This window comes from Halovulum sp. GXIMD14793 (assembly GCF_054457435.1).
The window spans coordinates 1-16,229 of the sequence record NZ_JBTLNE010000017.1 but is presented as its reverse complement, the minus strand read 5'-3'; the positions used below and the strand labels follow the sequence as shown (position 1 = coordinate 16,229).

Below are 16,229 nucleotides of genomic sequence, written 5' to 3'. Positions count from 1 at the left end.
AAGGATCAAGGACAGGATTGGAAACCCGAAATGGCATCGCGCACCGGACATGACGGCCCCTATGACGCGCCGTTCCGAACGCCCGCACGCCGGGTGCCAGCCGAATGGCTGGATTACAATGGTCACATGAATGTGGCTTACTATACCAAGGCTTTCGACGAAACGATTGATCTGGTTCTGGAAAACGAACTCGGCGTGGGCGAGACACATGTCGCCGCCGCGCGTCAGGGACCCTATGCGCTGCAGGCCAACCTGACCTATCTGGATGAGATGCTGGAGGGGCAGGCTTTTCATGTCGCCATTCGGATCATAGATGCAGATGCCAAGCGGATGCATCTATGGATGGAAATGTGGCGCGATGAGGCATTGGTCGCGACCTGTGAAGAGATGTTGATGAATGTTGACCTGACCACGCGCCGTTCTGCCGCCTATCCCGACTGGGCGCAGGCCCGGATTGCAAGGGCCGCCGCGGATCACGCGGCTTTGCCGACGCCTGAGGGCCTTGGCAAGCCGATCGGGATTCGCCGGAAAGACGGCTGATGGCGGACAGGCTGGTCGAGGTTATCGCCCGCCAGCGACGGCATGCTTTGGGCAAGGCGCAGCGTGGTTTTGTCGCCATAAGGCAGCGCGGCCCAGGGCAGTTGCAGTTCTGGCTGATTGCCCTTGTTCTGGGGATTGCCGCCGGGCTTGCGGCGGTCGGGTTTCGCCTTGGCATCGTCTGGTTGCAGACGCTGGTTTATGGGGCGACCGATGAAACGCTGGCCAGCCATGCTGCGGGCCTTTTGTGGTGGAAAGTTCTGCTGATCCCGATCTTCGGCGGGTTGGCGGTGGGTTTGATCCTGCATCATTTCACTAAGGATGGGCGGCCCCAATCGGTCAGCCATGTGATTGAAGGCGCTGCTTTGAATGACGGGCGCATTGACGGACGCTCTGGCCTGGCTGCGACGCTGGCGTCCCTGATCACCCTGTCAACGGGTGGGTCGACGGGGCGTGAGGGACCGGTGGTGCATCTTGGGGCGGTTCTGGCTTCTAAGATATCGAAGTTGATCCATGCCGATGGGGTGACCGGTCGCGATCTGATGGGCTGTGCTGCCGCGGCGGCGGTGTCGGCCTCGTTCAATGCGCCAATTGCCGGGGCGCTTTTCGCGCTTGAGGTGATCCTGCGCCATTTCGCGCTGCATGCTTTTGCGCCGATTGTGATTGCCTCGGCAGCCGGGGCCGTGGTTAGCCAGCTTTTTGTCGGCGACATTACCGAGTTTGTGCTGCCTGCCCGTGACCTTGCATTTTATGTTGAACTGCCCGCTTTTATGATCCTTGGCCTGGTCTCTGGCATTGTGGCGGCGATGATGATCTGGGCGATCTTTGCGGCAGAGGATATCGGGGATGCCATTCAGGACAGCACAGGTCTGCCACGCTGGCTGCGCCCCGCGCTGGCGGGGGCCGTTCTGGGCGGTATCGCTGTCTTCTTCCCGCATATCATCGGGGTGGGGTACGAGACGACATCGAACGCACTGACGGGGCGCTTGGTGCTGTGGGAGGTGGTGGTCTTTGCCGTGATAAAGGTGATCGCCGTGGCCGTTACCTTTGCCGGACGTATGGGCGGGGGAATGTTTTCGCCATCGCTGATGCTTGGGGCGCTGACGGGCTGGGCATTTGGCCTGATTGCAACGGCGATCTTTCCAACGGTTTCGGGCACTGTGGGGCTTTACGCGTTGGCTGGAATGGGGGCTGTGGCCGCTGCGGTTCTTGGCGCGCCGATTTCGACCACGCTGATCGTGTTTGAACTTACCGGCGACTGGCAGGCAGGACTGGCGGTGATGGTCAGCGTTTCGCTGTCCTCGGCGCTGTGTGCACGGCTGGTTAACGGCAGTGTCTTTCTTGCGCAAGCTGAGCGGCGCGGTGTGCATTTGTCCGAGGGGCCGCAAGGGTATCTGGCGGCGTCTATTTCGGTCGGCCGGGTGATGCGCCCGGCGGGCGGGGAGAAGTCGGCCTCTGCTGTGGCCTGCGGTGAGTTGGTCGAGCAGGGTGTTTATCTGTTGCCCTCTGACACACTGGAAAAGGCGCTGCCGATGTTCGATCTGACCGGGACGGATTTCCTACCGGTGTTGGGCAAAGCGCCTGCGGACGGGGAAGAGCCGGACATTCTGGGGGCCGTGTTTCAGATCGACGCGTTGAAAAGTTATAATCGCGCCTTGGTGGCCACTGTCCGGGAAGAGCATTCCTGAACCGCAACCTTCCCGGAAGTTAAGGTTCATCAGGCGATCCCGGTAACAAGGCTTTTCAGAAGGCGGCTATTTCTTTCGAAGAAGCCGCTTCGCGTAGGTCGTCCAGTCGCTGTGAAACGCGGCTCTTCCACCGGTATAGTGCTTTTTTATCGAAGCATTCAGTGCAGTGCCCGCGTAAAGATCGCGGATGATCTCATAAAGCACGGATTTGCGCGTCTCGCTCCGCATCAGAAAGGCAACGACGCTGCGCGACACTTGCCGCACAACGTAATCTTCTTTCCGGGAGTTATGGAAACGGTCCGATCGGTGAAATTCAAGAAAATGCACGATGTCGGAATATCGTTTGGCGCGCCGCGAAAAATAGTCATCCAGCACAGCGATATCGCGCCGACTGGCGACATAGGCCACACTGCCATCACGTATGCGCACCGCATTCTCAAAGTAGTGCGATAGCCCCTCGTTCAGCCAGTAGAAGCTGCGCCCGTATTGGTTTTCGCCCAGCAGGTCATGAAATGCGTGCTGGACCTCATGGATCAGCACCGAGTCCAGGCCGAATTGCTGATAGGTGACAACGCGATCCTTAACCGGATCATAGTGGCCGAGAAAGTTCTCAGCATCCCAGGTCTTGGTTTTCTCTTTTGCGATATAGGCCGTGCGGTTTGGATGCAGCCAGACCGGCACGGTAAAATCCTCGGGCACGTCAACCAGTGGCTCGTAGAAATCGCGCTGAACCTCAAACATTTCCGAGATCCAGGCCCGGCTTTGGCTACTGAGCGTGCCTTGCTTTATCACGATATCGGCCAAAGCTGACGTTGCCAGCAAAGAAAGCACCAAGAGACTGTGAACAAACATACGCAACGCGGTCATCACCTTAAAATCAAATTTGTTCCACAGTTACCCGATCCGCCGTGTAGAAGGCCAGATGATCCTTGATATCCGCGACAGCTTCATGCGGGCTTTCATAGGACCAGGCAGCATTCTCGATCGATCCGCTTTTAACAACGATGGTGAAATAGCGGGCCTGTCCCTTGTGCGGGCAGGCCGTAGAATGATCGCTTTCATCCAGAAAGGCCATTTCGATATCATCGCGGGGGAAATAGACCACATCCGGGTGATTGCCCTCGTGCAGTTTTAGTGCGCAGTTGGTCTCCCCGATGATGGCCCCGCCAGCGCGGACCACCCATGTGCCGGTGGCGCGGGTCACAGAAATCGCAGTATCAAGCATCTTCTTCCCCATCTTTTTCTGTCAACATTTTACGCGACTTTTGTGACGACGACGTCACAAGGCGCGCGTTGCGTCGGCCAGCCATGTCGCCGCACTGTCACTGACCAATGGCGCAACCTTGCGCCGCACGCGGTCGTGATAGGCATTGAGCCAGTCGATTTCAGCCTGAACAAGAAGGCTCTTGTCTATCAGACGTTGGTCGATGGGCGCAAGGGTCAGGGTTTCAAAGCCCAGCATCGGGCGGTCGCCGCCTTCTGGCGTTGCAGGTGGGGTCACGATGACAAGGTTCTCAATGCGGATACCGAACGCGCCTTCGCGGTAATATCCCGGCTCGTTTGACAGGATCATGCCAGCGCGCAAGGGCTCTTCGCCCCGGCGGGACAGGTTTTGCGGACCCTCATGCACAGACAGATAAGCTCCGACGCCATGGCCTGTGCCATGATCGTAATCGAACCCTTCCTGCCAAAGCGCTATGCGGGCCAGCGCGTCCAGATCGCGCCCGGCCAGCCCCTCGGGCCAGCGCGCGCGTGATATGGCGATCATGCCTTTGAGGACCAACGTAAAGGCCCGAACGGCTCCCTCGGGCGGTGTGCCGGTGGCCACGGTTCGGGTGATGTCAGTCGTGCCATCAAGATATTGCCCGCCGCTGTCGACCAACATCAGATCGCTGGGTGTGACTGTCCGGTTTGTCTCGTCGGTCACTCGGTAATGCACAATCGCGCCATCCGGACCAGCGCCGGAAATTGTATCAAAGGAGATATCCTGCAGCTGGTTGCTGGCCCGTCGAAATGCCTCAAGCTGCTCTACAACCTGAATTTCGGTCAGTGTGCCGCCCGGCGCTTCCTGATCCAGCCAGGCCAGAAACTCCACCATCGCACCGGCGTCGCGCAGATGCGCCGCGCGGACACCGTTCAGTTCTGCGGCGATCTTGCAGGCCTTGGGCAGGATGCAGGGATCGCGCCGCCAGATCACCTCGGCCCCTGCGGTTTCAAGGATCTGCAGGAACCGATAGGGGGAGGCGGTTTCGTCCAATGCGACCGGCCCTTGCAGCTGGGCTATCGCGCCTTCCAGCGCATCTGGTTGGTTTATCCGCACCTCTGCGCCCAGATGTGCCCGGATATCATCGTTCAGCTTGGCCGCATCGATAAACAGATCGACGCTTGCATCCTCATGCAGAATGGCAAAGCAAAGCGGCAAGGGCGCACGCGGCACGTCAGCGCCCCGGATGTTCAGCAACCACGCGATGCCATCAGGCAGGGACAGGATCGCGGCCCGCGGCCCCGCCTTGCTGAGATCAGCGGCAAGTTCCTGACGTTTATCCTGATGGCTGCGACCAGCCAGCGTATCGGGATGCACCCTGACCGGTTCTGCGGGCGGGGCGGGCTGATCCGTCCAGATCGCATCAATCGGGTTCTCAACCGGTTTCAGTGTCAGACCGGCGGGATGCAGGGCCTTCTCCATCTCCTCTACCTGCTTTTTGGTATGCAGCCAGGGGTCAAAGCCGACAACGCCCGCATCCAGGGTTTCGGCCAACCATTTCGCTGGGGTCTGTTGAGGCAGGCTCAGCGCATCGAACACAGCCGAATCGGTTTGCGTTCGCACTTGCAAGGTATAGCGCCCATCAACAAACATCGCGGCCTTGTCGCTGGTCACGGCTGCAAACCCCGCAGACCCGGTAAAGCCGGTCAGCCAGGCCAGACGCTCATCTCGTTCGGGCACATATTCGCCCTGATGCGCATCGGACCGGGGCACAACGAAGGCGTTCAGCCCCATATCGGCCAGTTTCCGGCGCAGTTCAGCCACCCGGGTCGCACCATGTACCGGTGAAGACTTCTGAGAAAAACTTTGAAACATCAGTGATTTCCCGCCTATTTGATTATCCTGCAAAGCAGTTCTTTTGCCGCACTGCACTTTCGTATATGCTCTTTTCTCGTTTCGGCAAGTATGGAGCCGAGAGGAACAGCAGGAGCCCCTGAATGCGTGCCCTCATCGCACTTATTTTCTTTGGCCTCGCCGCATGGCTTGGTTATTCCGACTATAACGACACTGCCGCCCAAGGCGAGGAACTGGCGCTGACATCTGCAGATGCCTGGTGGCAGAAAGTCAGCCCCGCCACGCACGAGACCTATCTGCCCAAGCTGCAGGAAGTTGACGTGCCTTACCTTTGGGACCCTGTGTTGCAAACAGTGCTGAGCTGGCCCATTGCCGCGCTATTTGCCGGTCTGGCATTCTTCTTCTTCATGATCCGTCGCCGGTCTGAGCCGAAGGTCGATATCGGCTGATCATATTTCTCTCGGTGCGCCGCCAGATCGTCATGTGCTGCACCGAGGCTGCGAAGATTATAGCGCTTTTGGCGAGCCGAGCTGGCTTATCCGCGACAAACGACAACCCAAGGTGGTTGACAGCCGGGTGACGTATCGTCACGCTGTGACTGGTTTCACGAGTCTCGGGGGCTGCGTTGAGAACGGCACCGCTTTGTTTGGCTTTTTCCTGCCTGATCGCTACTGCGTCATTCGCAGATAGCTGGGATATGCCGGTCGCTTATGGCGAAAGCACTTATCATACAGCCACCGCCCGGGAGTTTGCGCGTTGTGTTGGCACGGCCACTGGCGGTGCGTTGGCGATCAACGTGCATAGCGGCGGCGGGCTTATTGCCGGGGCCGAGATCTTTGACGCGGTTTCCGAAGGGAAGGTCCAGATTGGAGAGCGGCTTTTATCCGCGCATCAGGACCGTCATCCGATCTTCGGTATCGATTCCCTGCCATTTTTGGCCGCATCCTTTGACGAATCCCGCAACCTCTGGTCCGCAGCGCGCCCGACACTTAGCAGCGTGCTGGAGGCAGAGAATCTGCATCTGCTATATTCCGTGCCCTGGCCGCCGCAAGGTATGTTCACAGATCGGCCAGTAGATGAGATGGCCGATCTGAAGGGCGCACGCTTTCGTTCCTACAATCAGGCCACCGCGCGGTTGGCGGATATGATCGGCATGCAGCCTGTCCGGGTTGCTGCCGCTGACTTGAACTCCGCGCTGCAAACCGGTGCTGCGCAGGCCTTTATCTCTTCGGCAGCGACGGGATATGGCCGCGGTGTGTGGCAGCATCTGTCGCATTATTATGCCGTCGATGCCTGGTTGCCGCGCAACTATGTCTTCGTCAATCTCGACGCCTGGCAGGCGCTGTCTGGGGCAGAACGCAACGGCCTGACCGCCTGTGCCGAGATGGCCGAATATGCCGGGTACTACCGTGCCCAGGAATACACCCTGCTGACCATGGCGGCCCTGCGCGATGAAGGTATGGGGGTCGGTTTGCCCAGCGGCGTATTCCGTGCGCAATTGCTGGAACTGGGCCGCGATATGCTGGCCGAATGGATGACCGGCGCAGATGCTGATGCCCGGAAGGTGATTGAGGCCTATCAGTCTGGTGAAGTGGAATAGGCGCAGCTCTGTAGCCAATAGTGTTGGATTGAACGGGGCAAGATCTGCGGGTTCGCTTTGCCTCAAAGCTATTGAAATAAAGCCGCGAGACAAATTTCTCGAAACGCTTGAGGCCAATGCCGGAAAAAGAAGCGCCGCCCAGAGGGTGCGTGACTGGGCGGCGCTGGGGTGCTGGCGGTTGGGGGTGGCAAGACCGCCAGCTTGGAACCTTATTCGGCTGCTGGCAGCAACCCGGCATCCACCGCAGCTACATGCTCGGCTTCGGAGATCATGCCATCGGCATTCGTGTCTGCGGCCTGAAATGTGTCCTCTGTGGCGTTGGGGAATGCTGCAACGAACTCCTCAGCCGACAGATAGCCGTCCTGATCGGCGTCAACGTCTGAAAAGGCTGCCCAAGCGGCACCGCCCAGCATAAGAACCGTCAGAACTGCGGGGATCGTGGAAAGTTTGCGCATTGTTTTCTCCTAAACTCATGCGTTTCTTTTCGCGGTGCAACATCGCACCGGAAAGGCCTTGTTGGCGCTTTCATGTGAGTAGACGGTGCTGCGGAGATTTCCTTCCTCAGCGGATTTTTGCTCGGCCAAAACCCGCCGGAATAGCAGGTCCCAACCTGCGCAAACTGGTAGATACCAACACATATGCGAAAATGCATACCAAGGCGAGAAAATCGCTAAAAATGGGGGTATCGCATGCCAAACGTACAAACGGAGCGGCATCCAACAGAGTTGTCGGATGACCTTGAATGCCACAGACCCGTGATGCGCGCCTATGCGCTGACGCTGACGCGTGCCTCGGGTGAAGAGGACGACCTTGTGCAAGAGGCGTTCTTGCGCGCGCTGAAGGTTAGGGCGGAGGGGCGCGAAATCCGCAAACCTCGGGCCTATCTGATGACGCTGTTGCACAATGCCTTTATCGACCTGCGCCGTGCCGCGAAGACGCATGATGCCGACGCGGTCGATCAGCTGGAGGCGCCAGGAAACCAGGACATGCACCAGACCTGCCGCGAGGTGCTTGAGGCGATCGGCCAGCTTCCGGGCGAACAGCGCCAGCTGCTGTTGCTGGCTGGGGTGGAAGGGCTGTCTTATGCCGAATTGTCACGCGAATTCGGTGTGGCCGAAGGCACGGTCAATTCCCGCCTGTATCGCGCCCGGGCCGCCCTGCGCCGTCGGCTGGGCTGGGAAGAGCATGTGCTTAGGGCGACGCGGTGATCCGGGTAATATCGTAATCCCATTTAGGCGTGCCGCGCAGTGTCGCTGCGTCGCGAAAATCAAGCACGCCCTGAAAGTCACGGGCCTGACCGGCGGGAACGATGATGCGCATCTCCGCCTCATCCTCGCCGATAGTGACGCAACTGTCCGCTTCAATGCAGTCCTGCAAAGTGACCCGCAGGAAAAAGCTGCGCAGGTCTGCATCGGCAGTATTGACCACGCGGCCCCTTACCTCTGTGTAACGGTCCGTAGTGGTCAGATCGACATCGCTGAGGCGCAGCTGTTTTGGCGTTATGGCTGACTGGCGCGCTTGGTCGGCGCTGCCGGGCAGCAGAAAGTAGATGCTGGCGACCCCGACGAAAATTGCCACAACGGCCCCTGTAATCACCCGAAGATGGGGATAGAGCACAAACAGGGCGATTGCCCCGGCAACAACGACGAATATTACGGCAATGGGCATCGGGGTGTCCTTAACTCCTAAGCCTTAGATAAGCGCCCGGCGCATGGGTTGCAAACCTCAGCTCGGTGAAAGACCGCGCAGCTTTTCCGACCGGCGGCGCAAAATCTCGACTGTGGTCAGCAAGGCAATAGAGATCACCACCAGAATTGTCGCCACCGCCAGAATGGTCGGGCTGATCTGTTCGCGCAGACCGGTGAACATTTGCCATGGCAGGGTTTTCTGTCCCGCAGAGCCAACGAACAGCACAACCACAACCTCATCAAATGAGGTGATAAACGCAAACAGCGCGCCCGAGATCACACCGGGCAGGATCAAGGGCATCTGCACCTTGAAAAACGTCCGAACCGGTCCTGCCCCCATATTTGCCGCAGCCCGGGTCAGTGACCGGTCAAAGCCAACCAGTGTCGCTGTAACTGTGATGATCACAAAGGGTACTCCCAACGCAGCATGCGCAAGGATGACTTTCATATAGCCCACTGTGTTCTGACTAAGCCCCAGACCGTGCTCTGCCCAGCCCCCAAGGGTCGAATAGAAAAAATACATCCCCGTCGCCGAAATTATGAGCGGGACAATCATTGGCGAAATGAGAATGGCCATGATCGTCCGGCGTCCCGGAACATGAGATTGGCTAAGTCCAATGGCTGCCAAAGTTCCAAGACCGACGGACAGGAGTGTCGCGATTGGAGCGATCTTCATGGAGTTTTTGAGGGGGGTGACCCAAGTACCCTCAACGCCCCAGAACTTTCCAACCAGCAACCCAAACAGGCCGAAGATGAGTATGGGCAGGAAAAGACTCACGCCGCGCGCGCCTGAGGCAAAAAAGCGAAAAAGCGTAACCAGGCAACCGGCAAGTAGTCCAATAACCATTCCGGAAACCGGATGGCCGCCGCCGTTTATGAAGTCTTTGCCCAGAAAGTCCTCGTAATGTTTCAGCGAGTAGCCCTCAGGCTTTAGCGCCAGCATCTCTGGTGTGAAGGTAAAGAAATTCTGGGCGTTGAAGCTAAGCGGGATGATGATGACTATCGGGAAGATCAGGAAAAAGAAGATCAGGACGCAGATCACCCGAAAGCTGTAGTACCAGATGCGCTGGGCTGGTGTGGCATAGACAGGAAGGCTCATCTCGTTACCCCAGTTTCACATTGTCGATGCCGACGATCCGGTCATAGACCCAATAAAGCGCCAGAACCAAAACCAGCAGGATTGCACCAAGTGCCGCCGCCAGACCCCAGTTGAGGCTGGTGGAGATATGATAAGCAATCCGGTTGGATATAAACGTCCCATCTGTGCCGCCGACCAGTTCCGGCGTGATGTAGTAGCCAATGGCCAGAATGAACACGAGGATGGAGCCTGCGCCAATCCCGGGAATGGATTGCGGGAAGTAGACCCGCCAGAACGCCGTCCAGTTGGTCGCGCCCAGTGATTTTGCGGCCCGCAGATAGCTGGGCGGGATGGTCTTCATCACCGAATAAAGCGGCAGGATCATGAAGGGCAGCAGGATATGGGTCATGGCGATCACCGTGCCCAGCTGGTTGTTGATCATCACCAGCCGGCCTTCATCCGAGATCAGCCCGACCCAGACCAGCAAATCATTGATCACGCCTTGTTGCTGCAACAGCACCTTCCAGGCCGAGGTGCGCACCAGAAGCGATGTCCAGAAGGGCAGTAGCACCAGGATCATCAGGATATTGGCTGTGCGCATCGGCAAATTGGCCAGCAGCCAGGCGATGGGATAGCCCAGAAGAATACAGGTGAAGGTGATCGTCACCGACAGGACCAGTGTCCGGATAAACAGCTTGATATAGATCCGCTCATCCTCGGGCGTGGCCTGGATGCCGTTTGGCGTCAGTTCCATGTCGGCAGCGGCCAGATAATAGCCAGAGGTGTAGGGCGGCGCAAAGGTCCGGATGGTCGACAGGACCTCGGGGTCGCCCCAGTCTTCGTCAACATCCTCAAAGGCGGCTTTGAAGCTGACCGGCGGGATGGCAGCCAGCGCTTCCTGCGCGCGGCGCAATTCATCCGCATAGGGCCCGCGATAGGTCGACAGATCCGCCGTTTGCAGGTCGCGATAGAGCGCCTCATGCAGCAGCGTCCAAGGCTTTTCCTCGGTCGGGCTGTCTTCGTCTACCTCCTGAACAAACCGGGCAAACTGGACATAGGCCGCCGCTGTCTCGGGCAGCAGATCGGCGGCTTCCTGACGCAGCTGAAAGGCAGGTTCAAGGCCGTTCTTGTCCGCCGCCCAAGCCTGTTGGGCGGCCAGCCAATCAGTATCGCCAAACAGATCGACCCAAGGCGCAGGGGTTTCCCAGCCATCCCCGAGATCTTTCAGAGCATCAGAATAGGGTTTGGCAAATTTGCTGACGCGCCGTCCCGATTTACGAAACAGCGACGAGATCCCGGCCATTTCGTAATTCAGCCGCGAGCCAAGACGGGTATGTTCCTTTTTCTCGGCCGCTATGAACAGGTCCTGATAGAGCGCGTGATAGATTGCCTCAGGCGGGGCCTCATCATCTGGCGTCCATTCATTCAGGGCAACGACAGCGCGGGGCAGGGTGCGCTCAACGATCTGGTTTTCAACAGAGCGGAGCAGCATGTCGCCTATGGGCAGAATGAAGCTGACGAGGATAAACAGCAGCAGCGGCGCGATCAGCAACAGCGCGCGCAGCTTTTGGCGGCGCAGGGCGCGGGCCAGAGATGTCTTTAGCGGCGTGCCGTCGGCGGCGCGCATATCATCGGAGGTCTCGGTCATTCAGTGCCTTCCACGATGACGATATCGGATTGAGATGTGTCCTGGCGTATCGCTGCGGCCGCTTGATATTCGGGTGAGTGATAGCAGGCCTGGGCGGTTTCGAAATCCTCGAACTCGACAACAACATGGCGTTGCTTTTGCGGTGTTTCGGGCGTTTCGGCCTGACCGCCGCGGACCAGAAACCGGCCGCCATATTGCGCGATCACAGGTGTATCGAGCCGGACATAATCCTGATACCGATCTGCATCTGTCACAGTGACATGCACAATCCAGTAACCTTTGGGCATTTCCCGCCTCCGTTCGTGGGCGCGGCGACCAGTGGGCCGCCACGCCGGGGATCTTATTTGATCAGCCAGGCCTGGAACTTGGCATCCAGATCATCACGGTTATCGGCCCACCACTCGTAATCGTAGTTGTGGACATTGCCCGCATTGGCCGGGTCGGTTGGCATATGCGGTGCCATTTCGATGCCCAGCTCGGCGTGCTTGCCAACCAGCGGTGCCGAAGAGGCGCGCGCCGGACCGTAGGAGATGTACTTGGCCTGATCCGCCAGACGCTGTGTGTCTGTTGCGAATTTCAGGAAGTCCATGACACGGGCCTTGCGATCATCCGGCAGACCGGCGGGAACGATCCAGCCATCAAGGTCAAAGGACTGCATGTCCCACAGCATCCCAATTGGCTGGTTCTGTTCGGCAATGGCGCTGAACAAACGACCGTTGAAGGTCGAGCCCATGACAACCTCGCCATCGGCCAGAAGCTGCGGGGTTTCAGCACCCGCAGTCCACCAGACAACGCTGTCCTTGATGGTGCCCAGTTTGGCCAGAGCGCGCTCTACACCTTCGTCAGTGTCCAGCACCTTATAGATGTCTTCCTTGGCAACGCCGTCGCAGTATAGCGCCCATTCCATGTTGTCGATCGGGCGTTTCTGCAGCGACCGTTTGCCGGGATATTTCTCAAGATCGAAGATATCGCAGATGCTGCTGGGCAGTGTGTCGCCGACCATGTCGGTGCGGTAGCCAACGGTTGTCGAATAAACGATCTGGGGCACAAAGCAGTCATTGACCAGCAGCGCGCCGAAGTCCTCGGACGCCTTGGTGCCGTCCGGCGCATCGGCCAGATCGGTATCGGCATCCAGCTCCATCGCCAGACCTTCGTCGCACAGACGCAGCGCATCAGAGGCAACGACATCCACCAGATCCCATGTGATGTTGCCCGCTTCGTTCATGGCGCGCAGCTTCGCAACAGCCTCGGCAGAGCTTTCGTCCCAAACGGCAGTGACGCCCGGGTTGTTGGCCAGATAGGGCTGCACATAGGCTTTGTCCTGACTGGCCTGATAAGCGCCGCCCCAGGATACGATGGTCATATCATTGGCCATATGGCCATCAGCCACAGCTGCCCCGGCCATCAGGCCCGGCACGGCTGCAGCGATCAGAAAGGGTTTCAGTTTCATGCTGTTCTCTCCCAATTGGACCCGGTTGGATCGTTTGGCGGTGTCGCTCACCGGGTGAGCGCGACACCGCAACCATGCCCGCGCGTCAGGCGTCCAGCGCGCGGCAATCTTCTGGCAACCAGCCGATGCGGATCTGCTCGCCGGGTTTCAGGCGGGTCTGATCCGGGGCGTTGCGCGATTTCATGATGAAATCATTGCGCCCCGCCACATTCAGCCGGGTCCGGAATGTGTCGCCCATATAGATGAATTCCTCTACCGTTGCGGGCAGGGTATGGGCGTCATCCTGCAGACGGTCGGGATTGTATTCTACCCGTTCAGGCCGGATCGAGACACGGGTGCGCTCGCCCGCCGCTGAAACATTCACCGGCTTTGCATCAATCAGCGATCCATCATCCAGCCGGACCTGCGCCACATCCCCGTTGATACCCTCAACAACGCCTTCCAGCGTGTTGTTTTCCCCGATGAATTGCGCAACGAAGCTGTTCATTGGCTCTTCATAAAGCTGATCTGGCGGGGCAAGCTGCTGGATGCGGCCATCTTCGAACACGGCAACGCGGTCCGACATGGTCAGCGCCTCGGTCTGGTCATGGGTGACATAGACCACCGTGATGCCCAGATCATCGGCGATGCGTTTGATCTCAAACTGCATATGCTCGCGCAATTGCTTGTCGAGCGCGCCCAGCGGTTCGTCCATCAAGACCAGTTCCGGCTCGAACACCAGTGCGCGGGCCAATGCGATACGTTGCTGCTGACCACCCGAAAGCTGTGCGGGACGGCGCCCGCCGAACTCTCCCATCTGGACCATGTCCAGCGCGCGTTTGACCTTGGCCTCGCGCGCGGATTTGCCCATTTTGCGGACTTCCAGCGGAAAGGACAGGTTTTCTGCCACCGACATATGCGGGAACAGGGCATAGTTCTGAAAAACCATGCCGATGCCGCGCTTGTGGGGCGGAATATTGTTGATCGGTTTGCCGTCCAAACGGATATCGCCGCGCGTTGCGGTTTCAAATCCGGCCAGCATCATCAGACAGGTCGTCTTGCCCGAGCCTGACGGCCCCAGCATTGTCAAAAACTCACCCTTGCCGATAAAAAGGTTCAAATCTTTGACGACAAGTGTTTCGCCGTCATAACTTTTTTGCACGCCATCAAACGCGACGAAAGCATCGTCTGCGGTAGCTGCCATCATTACATCCCTGTTGTTCTTGTAAGCAAGAAAACCAGCATTGAGGCCGCGTGTAAAGGCTGCACCCCCGTAACGGCATATTGGGGCCTATTGTATTGGCCGATTTGTTGAATCTGGCCCGGTATCCGGAAATCGGCGCGCATCCTTGTGGGGGCTGTGGTTAGATTTTGCGAATCGATAAGGCGAGGTGAGATGCAGACCATTGATCTGTTGATGCGTGGCGGGGCCGGGTCGGTGGCGCTGATGGTCGCCGGATTGATAATGGCCGGTGCCGAGACCCGGCGCGCAGGATGGCCCGCCCTTGCCGTTGCGATTTGTGCCGCAAGCTATCTGGCGATTTCTGCGCCGGGCGCTTCGGCTTTACCAGACGCCCTACGCTGGCCGGTGCTGATTGGTGCAATCCTGTTGCCGCCTGCCTTTACCTGGCTTGTGACGGTGATCTTTCTGGACAATCGCTATGACCGGCGGCTTTAGCTCTGGCTTAGCGCCCTGACGGTTCCCTTTGCGCTGGCCGGCATCTGGTGGACCTGGGCAGAGGTGCCGCGTGGGGCACTGTCCCTGCTGCTGTATGCCGGGCTGCTATTTGTCGCCGCATCGACGGCCAAGACCGATTTGGTGGACCGTCGCCGCAGTTTCCGACCGTGGTTTCTGGTGACCATGGCGCTGCTGGGGCTGGGGATTACCCTTTTTGAGCTGGCCGGGCTGGATCAGACCTTGCCGCTGCAGGGATATCTTTTGCAATCGGGTGCGTTTCTGGGTCTTGCCAGCGCGTTTGGCGCATGGGCCCTGCGCGCCCGCGTTGGTTTATGGGCCGCCCCTCGCCCGGCCGATCCTGCGGAAAAGCCGCTGGATACCTCGCTGATCACCCGGCTAGAAGCCAAGATGGCTGAGAAAATCTGACGGCAGGAAGGATTGACCGTCGGCGATCTGGCCGAGGCGGTCGGCGTGCCGGAACATCGGCTGCGCGCCACGATCAACGGGCATCTAGGCCATCGCAACTTTACTAGTTCCATAAACAGCCACCGGATCGCGGCGGCCAAGGATGCGCTGTCAGCGCCTGAGAATGCACGCAAGACCGTGCTGGAGATCGCCTTTGACACCGGCTTTGCCTCGCTTGGTCCGTTCAATCGGGCGTTCCGGGCCGAGGCGGGGCAATCGTCGACGGAATTTCGGCGAGGCTGCGCAGGGTCGAAAGAAAAACGCGTCAATTCCTGATAACACCACCCGTTTTGAAAACGACGGGATGGCGAGCTGCGTATCAGCGCATGTCGACCTCATCACAAACAAGGAGACGCGTGATGAGATATTTGATGGTGCTGTCCACCCTTTGGCTGCTGACCCCGTCGCAGGCTGCATTTGCATTCGGGTCTATGCCGCACGTGCCTGGCGACTGGCCTGAAAATGGCACGTTCTGTGGGCTGTTTCGCTTGCGCCCTCAATCCTCACCAGTGCACGAGGGGGACTGATGGCGCCCGGACCTTGTCGACATTCTGATCGGCACGCTGATGCATGATTTCTTCCGTTACCTTATCGGTGCGGGCGGCGTGCATCTGGTGGTGAATGTCTGGCTGGCCCGGCGGCTTGCCGGGCGCAAGATCAGGCCGGAGACCCCGGGCAGGGCTCAGATAGTCCGAGAAATCCTGATCAGCCAGCGCACCGCTCTGATCTTTGCGGCCTTCGGCTTTTTAACGATGGTCGCAGCCGTGCATGGTATCATCCCGGTCTATCAGGATGTCGGACGATATGGCTGGGGCTATCTGATCACGGCGACCCTGTTGATGATCCTTGCGCAAGATGCCTATTTCTATTGGGCGCCTTGGCTGATGCACAAAACCCGACTGTTGCGGCGGATACATTTGTTGCATCACAAATCGCACAATCCGACGGCCTTTACCTCCTACGCCTTCGATTGGGGGGAGGCGATGGCCCATGCCGTATTCTTTCCGGCCTTTCTACTGCTCGTGCCGATGCACCCGCTGGGGCTGTTGGCGTTTGCAGCGCATATGATGCTGCGCAACGCGCTAGGCCATTGCGGTGTTGAGGTTTATCCGGCAACTGCCCGGCACCGGCCCTTGCTGGGCTGGATGACAACCGTGACGCATCACGATCTGCATCATGCGCAGGCTGGGTATAACTTTGATCTTCTGTGGTTGCCGCCCGGGATGCAAGAAGTTTCTGACTGAACCGCCCCGGGTTTACCGGAGAGTGGTTGGTTCAAATGTTAGGCTGCTTTTTCAGCGGCCTTCAAGGTTTCGTAGAATTTCTCCTCTGCTTCTTGCGGTGTGATGTATCCGATTGT

20 protein-coding genes are annotated in these 16,229 nt (G+C 58.6%); 10 read left to right on the top strand and 10 right to left on the bottom strand.

Annotated features, from left to right (window positions below):
• Positions 1–30 precede the first annotated feature (30 nt).
• Positions 31–540, top strand: a complete 510-nt coding sequence (locus ACW9UQ_RS06455; protein ID WP_458930185.1) for a thioesterase family protein — start codon at positions 31–33, stop codon at positions 538–540.
• On the top strand, positions 540–2,225 hold the full coding sequence (locus ACW9UQ_RS06450) for a chloride channel protein (RefSeq protein ID WP_458930184.1): 1,686 nt from the start codon (positions 540–542) through the stop codon (positions 2,223–2,225). The genes ACW9UQ_RS06455 and ACW9UQ_RS06450 overlap by 1 nt, the downstream gene beginning before the upstream one ends.
• Before the next feature lie 66 nt (positions 2,226–2,291).
• Here the strand turns inward: ACW9UQ_RS06450 and ACW9UQ_RS06445 are convergent, their stop codons facing one another.
• The 3 genes from ACW9UQ_RS06445 to ACW9UQ_RS06435 are packed head-to-tail and all read right to left on the bottom strand — an operon-like array spanning position 2,292 to position 5,304.
• Complete coding sequence (locus ACW9UQ_RS06445; protein WP_458930183.1) at positions 2,292–3,083, bottom strand: hypothetical protein; 792 nt, start codon at positions 3,081–3,083, stop codon at positions 2,292–2,294.
• Positions 3,084–3,102: 19 nt separating this feature from the next.
• Positions 3,103–3,450, bottom strand: a complete 348-nt coding sequence (locus ACW9UQ_RS06440; protein ID WP_458930182.1) for a DUF427 domain-containing protein — start codon at positions 3,448–3,450, stop codon at positions 3,103–3,105.
• Between the two features lie 54 nt (positions 3,451–3,504).
• Complete coding sequence (locus ACW9UQ_RS06435; RefSeq protein WP_458930181.1) at positions 3,505–5,304, bottom strand: aminopeptidase P family protein; 1,800 nt, start codon at positions 5,302–5,304, stop codon at positions 3,505–3,507.
• Positions 5,305–5,426: 122 nt separating this feature from the next.
• Here ACW9UQ_RS06435 and ACW9UQ_RS06430 point away from each other — a divergent pair, with 122 nt between their 5' ends.
• Both ACW9UQ_RS06430 and ACW9UQ_RS06425 read left to right on the top strand, forming a co-directional pair.
• On the top strand, positions 5,427–5,732 hold the full coding sequence (locus tag ACW9UQ_RS06430; protein WP_458930180.1) for a hypothetical protein: 306 nt from the start codon (positions 5,427–5,429) through the stop codon (positions 5,730–5,732).
• A 176-nt stretch (positions 5,733–5,908) separates the two neighbouring features.
• A complete protein-coding gene (locus ACW9UQ_RS06425) occupies positions 5,909–6,883 on the top strand; it encodes a TRAP transporter substrate-binding protein (protein ID WP_458930179.1) in 975 nt (324 codons plus the stop codon).
• 209 nt (positions 6,884–7,092) lie between these two features.
• Here ACW9UQ_RS06425 and ACW9UQ_RS06420 read toward each other — a convergent pair whose 3' ends face one another.
• Positions 7,093–7,338, bottom strand: a complete 246-nt coding sequence (locus ACW9UQ_RS06420; RefSeq protein ID WP_458930178.1) for an EF-hand domain-containing protein — start codon at positions 7,336–7,338, stop codon at positions 7,093–7,095.
• Positions 7,339–7,572: 234 nt separating this feature from the next.
• On the opposite strand from ACW9UQ_RS06420, the gene ACW9UQ_RS06415 reads away from it, so the two are divergent.
• Positions 7,573–8,091, top strand: coding sequence for an RNA polymerase sigma factor (locus ACW9UQ_RS06415; RefSeq protein ID WP_458930177.1), 519 nt, complete (start codon positions 7,573–7,575; stop codon positions 8,089–8,091).
• Here ACW9UQ_RS06415 and ACW9UQ_RS06410 read toward each other — a convergent pair.
• The 6 genes from ACW9UQ_RS06410 to ACW9UQ_RS06385 all read right to left on the bottom strand — a co-directional run bounded on the left by ACW9UQ_RS06410 (position 8,075) and on the right by ACW9UQ_RS06385 (position 13,930).
• Positions 8,075–8,551: a hypothetical protein gene (locus ACW9UQ_RS06410; protein ID WP_458930176.1), complete on the bottom strand. Its 477-nt coding sequence runs from the start codon at positions 8,549–8,551 to the stop codon at positions 8,075–8,077. The two genes, ACW9UQ_RS06415 and ACW9UQ_RS06410, sit on opposite strands and share 17 nt — an antisense overlap.
• A 57-nt stretch (positions 8,552–8,608) precedes the next feature.
• Positions 8,609–9,670, bottom strand: coding sequence for an ABC transporter permease (locus tag ACW9UQ_RS06405; RefSeq protein ID WP_458930175.1), 1,062 nt, complete (start codon positions 9,668–9,670; stop codon positions 8,609–8,611).
• Between the two features lie 4 nt (positions 9,671–9,674).
• Positions 9,675–11,297 (bottom strand): ABC transporter permease, encoded by a 1,623-nt coding sequence (locus ACW9UQ_RS06400; RefSeq protein ID WP_458930174.1) that lies wholly within the window; start codon positions 11,295–11,297, stop codon positions 9,675–9,677.
• Positions 11,294–11,584 carry a DUF1330 domain-containing protein gene (locus ACW9UQ_RS06395; protein WP_458930173.1) on the bottom strand — a complete coding sequence of 97 codons (291 nt, stop codon included), beginning with the start codon at positions 11,582–11,584 and terminating at the stop codon, positions 11,294–11,296. The genes ACW9UQ_RS06400 and ACW9UQ_RS06395 overlap by 4 nt, the downstream gene beginning before the upstream one ends.
• Before the next feature lie 53 nt (positions 11,585–11,637).
• Complete coding sequence (locus tag ACW9UQ_RS06390; RefSeq protein ID WP_458930172.1) at positions 11,638–12,747, bottom strand: extracellular solute-binding protein; 1,110 nt, start codon at positions 12,745–12,747, stop codon at positions 11,638–11,640.
• 85 nt (positions 12,748–12,832) lie between these two features.
• Entirely contained in the window at positions 12,833–13,930 is a 1,098-nt protein-coding gene (locus ACW9UQ_RS06385; RefSeq protein ID WP_458930171.1) for an ABC transporter ATP-binding protein, read from the bottom strand.
• Positions 13,931–14,122: 192 nt separating this feature from the next.
• Here ACW9UQ_RS06385 and ACW9UQ_RS06380 point away from each other — a divergent pair, with 192 nt between their 5' ends.
• From ACW9UQ_RS06380 to ACW9UQ_RS06360, 5 genes are all read left to right on the top strand, one after another.
• Positions 14,123–14,404: a hypothetical protein gene (locus tag ACW9UQ_RS06380; RefSeq protein WP_458930170.1), complete on the top strand. Its 282-nt coding sequence runs from the start codon at positions 14,123–14,125 to the stop codon at positions 14,402–14,404.
• A 63-nt stretch (positions 14,405–14,467) separates the two neighbouring features.
• A complete protein-coding gene (locus ACW9UQ_RS06375) occupies positions 14,468–14,830 on the top strand; it encodes a hypothetical protein (protein ID WP_458930169.1) in 363 nt (120 codons plus the stop codon).
• Between the two features lie 12 nt (positions 14,831–14,842).
• Positions 14,843–15,145 carry a helix-turn-helix domain-containing protein gene (locus tag ACW9UQ_RS06370; RefSeq protein WP_458930168.1) on the top strand — a complete coding sequence of 101 codons (303 nt, stop codon included), beginning with the start codon at positions 14,843–14,845 and terminating at the stop codon, positions 15,143–15,145.
• A gap of 83 nt (positions 15,146–15,228) precedes the next feature.
• A complete protein-coding gene (locus ACW9UQ_RS06365) occupies positions 15,229–15,396 on the top strand; it encodes a hypothetical protein (protein ID WP_458930167.1) in 168 nt (55 codons plus the stop codon).
• 39 nt (positions 15,397–15,435) lie between these two features.
• Entirely contained in the window at positions 15,436–16,113 is a 678-nt protein-coding gene (locus ACW9UQ_RS06360; protein WP_458930166.1) for a sterol desaturase family protein, read from the top strand.
• Positions 16,114–16,229 lie beyond the last annotated feature (116 nt).

Bases quoted from the DNA above. Each gene is read 5' to 3' on its own strand.
- ACW9UQ_RS06455 (WP_458930185.1), top strand. From the start codon at position 31: ATGGCATCGCGCACCGGACATGACGGCCCCTATGACGCGCCGTTCCGA.
- ACW9UQ_RS06450 (WP_458930184.1), top strand. From the start codon at position 540: ATGGCGGACAGGCTGGTCGAGGTTATCGCCCGCCAGCGACGGCATGCT.
- ACW9UQ_RS06440 (WP_458930182.1), bottom strand. From the start codon at position 3,450: ATGCTTGATACTGCGATTTCTGTGACCCGCGCCACCGGCACATGGGTG.
- ACW9UQ_RS06435 (WP_458930181.1), bottom strand. From the start codon at position 5,304: ATGTTTCAAAGTTTTTCTCAGAAGTCTTCACCGGTACATGGTGCGACC.
- ACW9UQ_RS06430 (WP_458930180.1), top strand. From the start codon at position 5,427: ATGCGTGCCCTCATCGCACTTATTTTCTTTGGCCTCGCCGCATGGCTT.
- ACW9UQ_RS06420 (WP_458930178.1), bottom strand. From the start codon at position 7,338: ATGCGCAAACTTTCCACGATCCCCGCAGTTCTGACGGTTCTTATGCTG.
- ACW9UQ_RS06415 (WP_458930177.1), top strand. From the start codon at position 7,573: ATGCCAAACGTACAAACGGAGCGGCATCCAACAGAGTTGTCGGATGAC.
- ACW9UQ_RS06410 (WP_458930176.1), bottom strand. From the start codon at position 8,551: ATGCCCATTGCCGTAATATTCGTCGTTGTTGCCGGGGCAATCGCCCTG.
- ACW9UQ_RS06405 (WP_458930175.1), bottom strand. From the start codon at position 9,670: ATGAGCCTTCCTGTCTATGCCACACCAGCCCAGCGCATCTGGTACTAC.
- ACW9UQ_RS06400 (WP_458930174.1), bottom strand. From the start codon at position 11,297: ATGACCGAGACCTCCGATGATATGCGCGCCGCCGACGGCACGCCGCTA.
- ACW9UQ_RS06395 (WP_458930173.1), bottom strand. From the start codon at position 11,584: ATGCCCAAAGGTTACTGGATTGTGCATGTCACTGTGACAGATGCAGAT.
- ACW9UQ_RS06390 (WP_458930172.1), bottom strand. From the start codon at position 12,747: ATGAAACTGAAACCCTTTCTGATCGCTGCAGCCGTGCCGGGCCTGATG.
- ACW9UQ_RS06385 (WP_458930171.1), bottom strand. From the start codon at position 13,930: ATGGCAGCTACCGCAGACGATGCTTTCGTCGCGTTTGATGGCGTGCAA.
- ACW9UQ_RS06380 (WP_458930170.1), top strand. From the start codon at position 14,123: ATGCAGACCATTGATCTGTTGATGCGTGGCGGGGCCGGGTCGGTGGCG.
- ACW9UQ_RS06365 (WP_458930167.1), top strand. From the start codon at position 15,229: ATGAGATATTTGATGGTGCTGTCCACCCTTTGGCTGCTGACCCCGTCG.
- ACW9UQ_RS06360 (WP_458930166.1), top strand. From the start codon at position 15,436: ATGCATGATTTCTTCCGTTACCTTATCGGTGCGGGCGGCGTGCATCTG.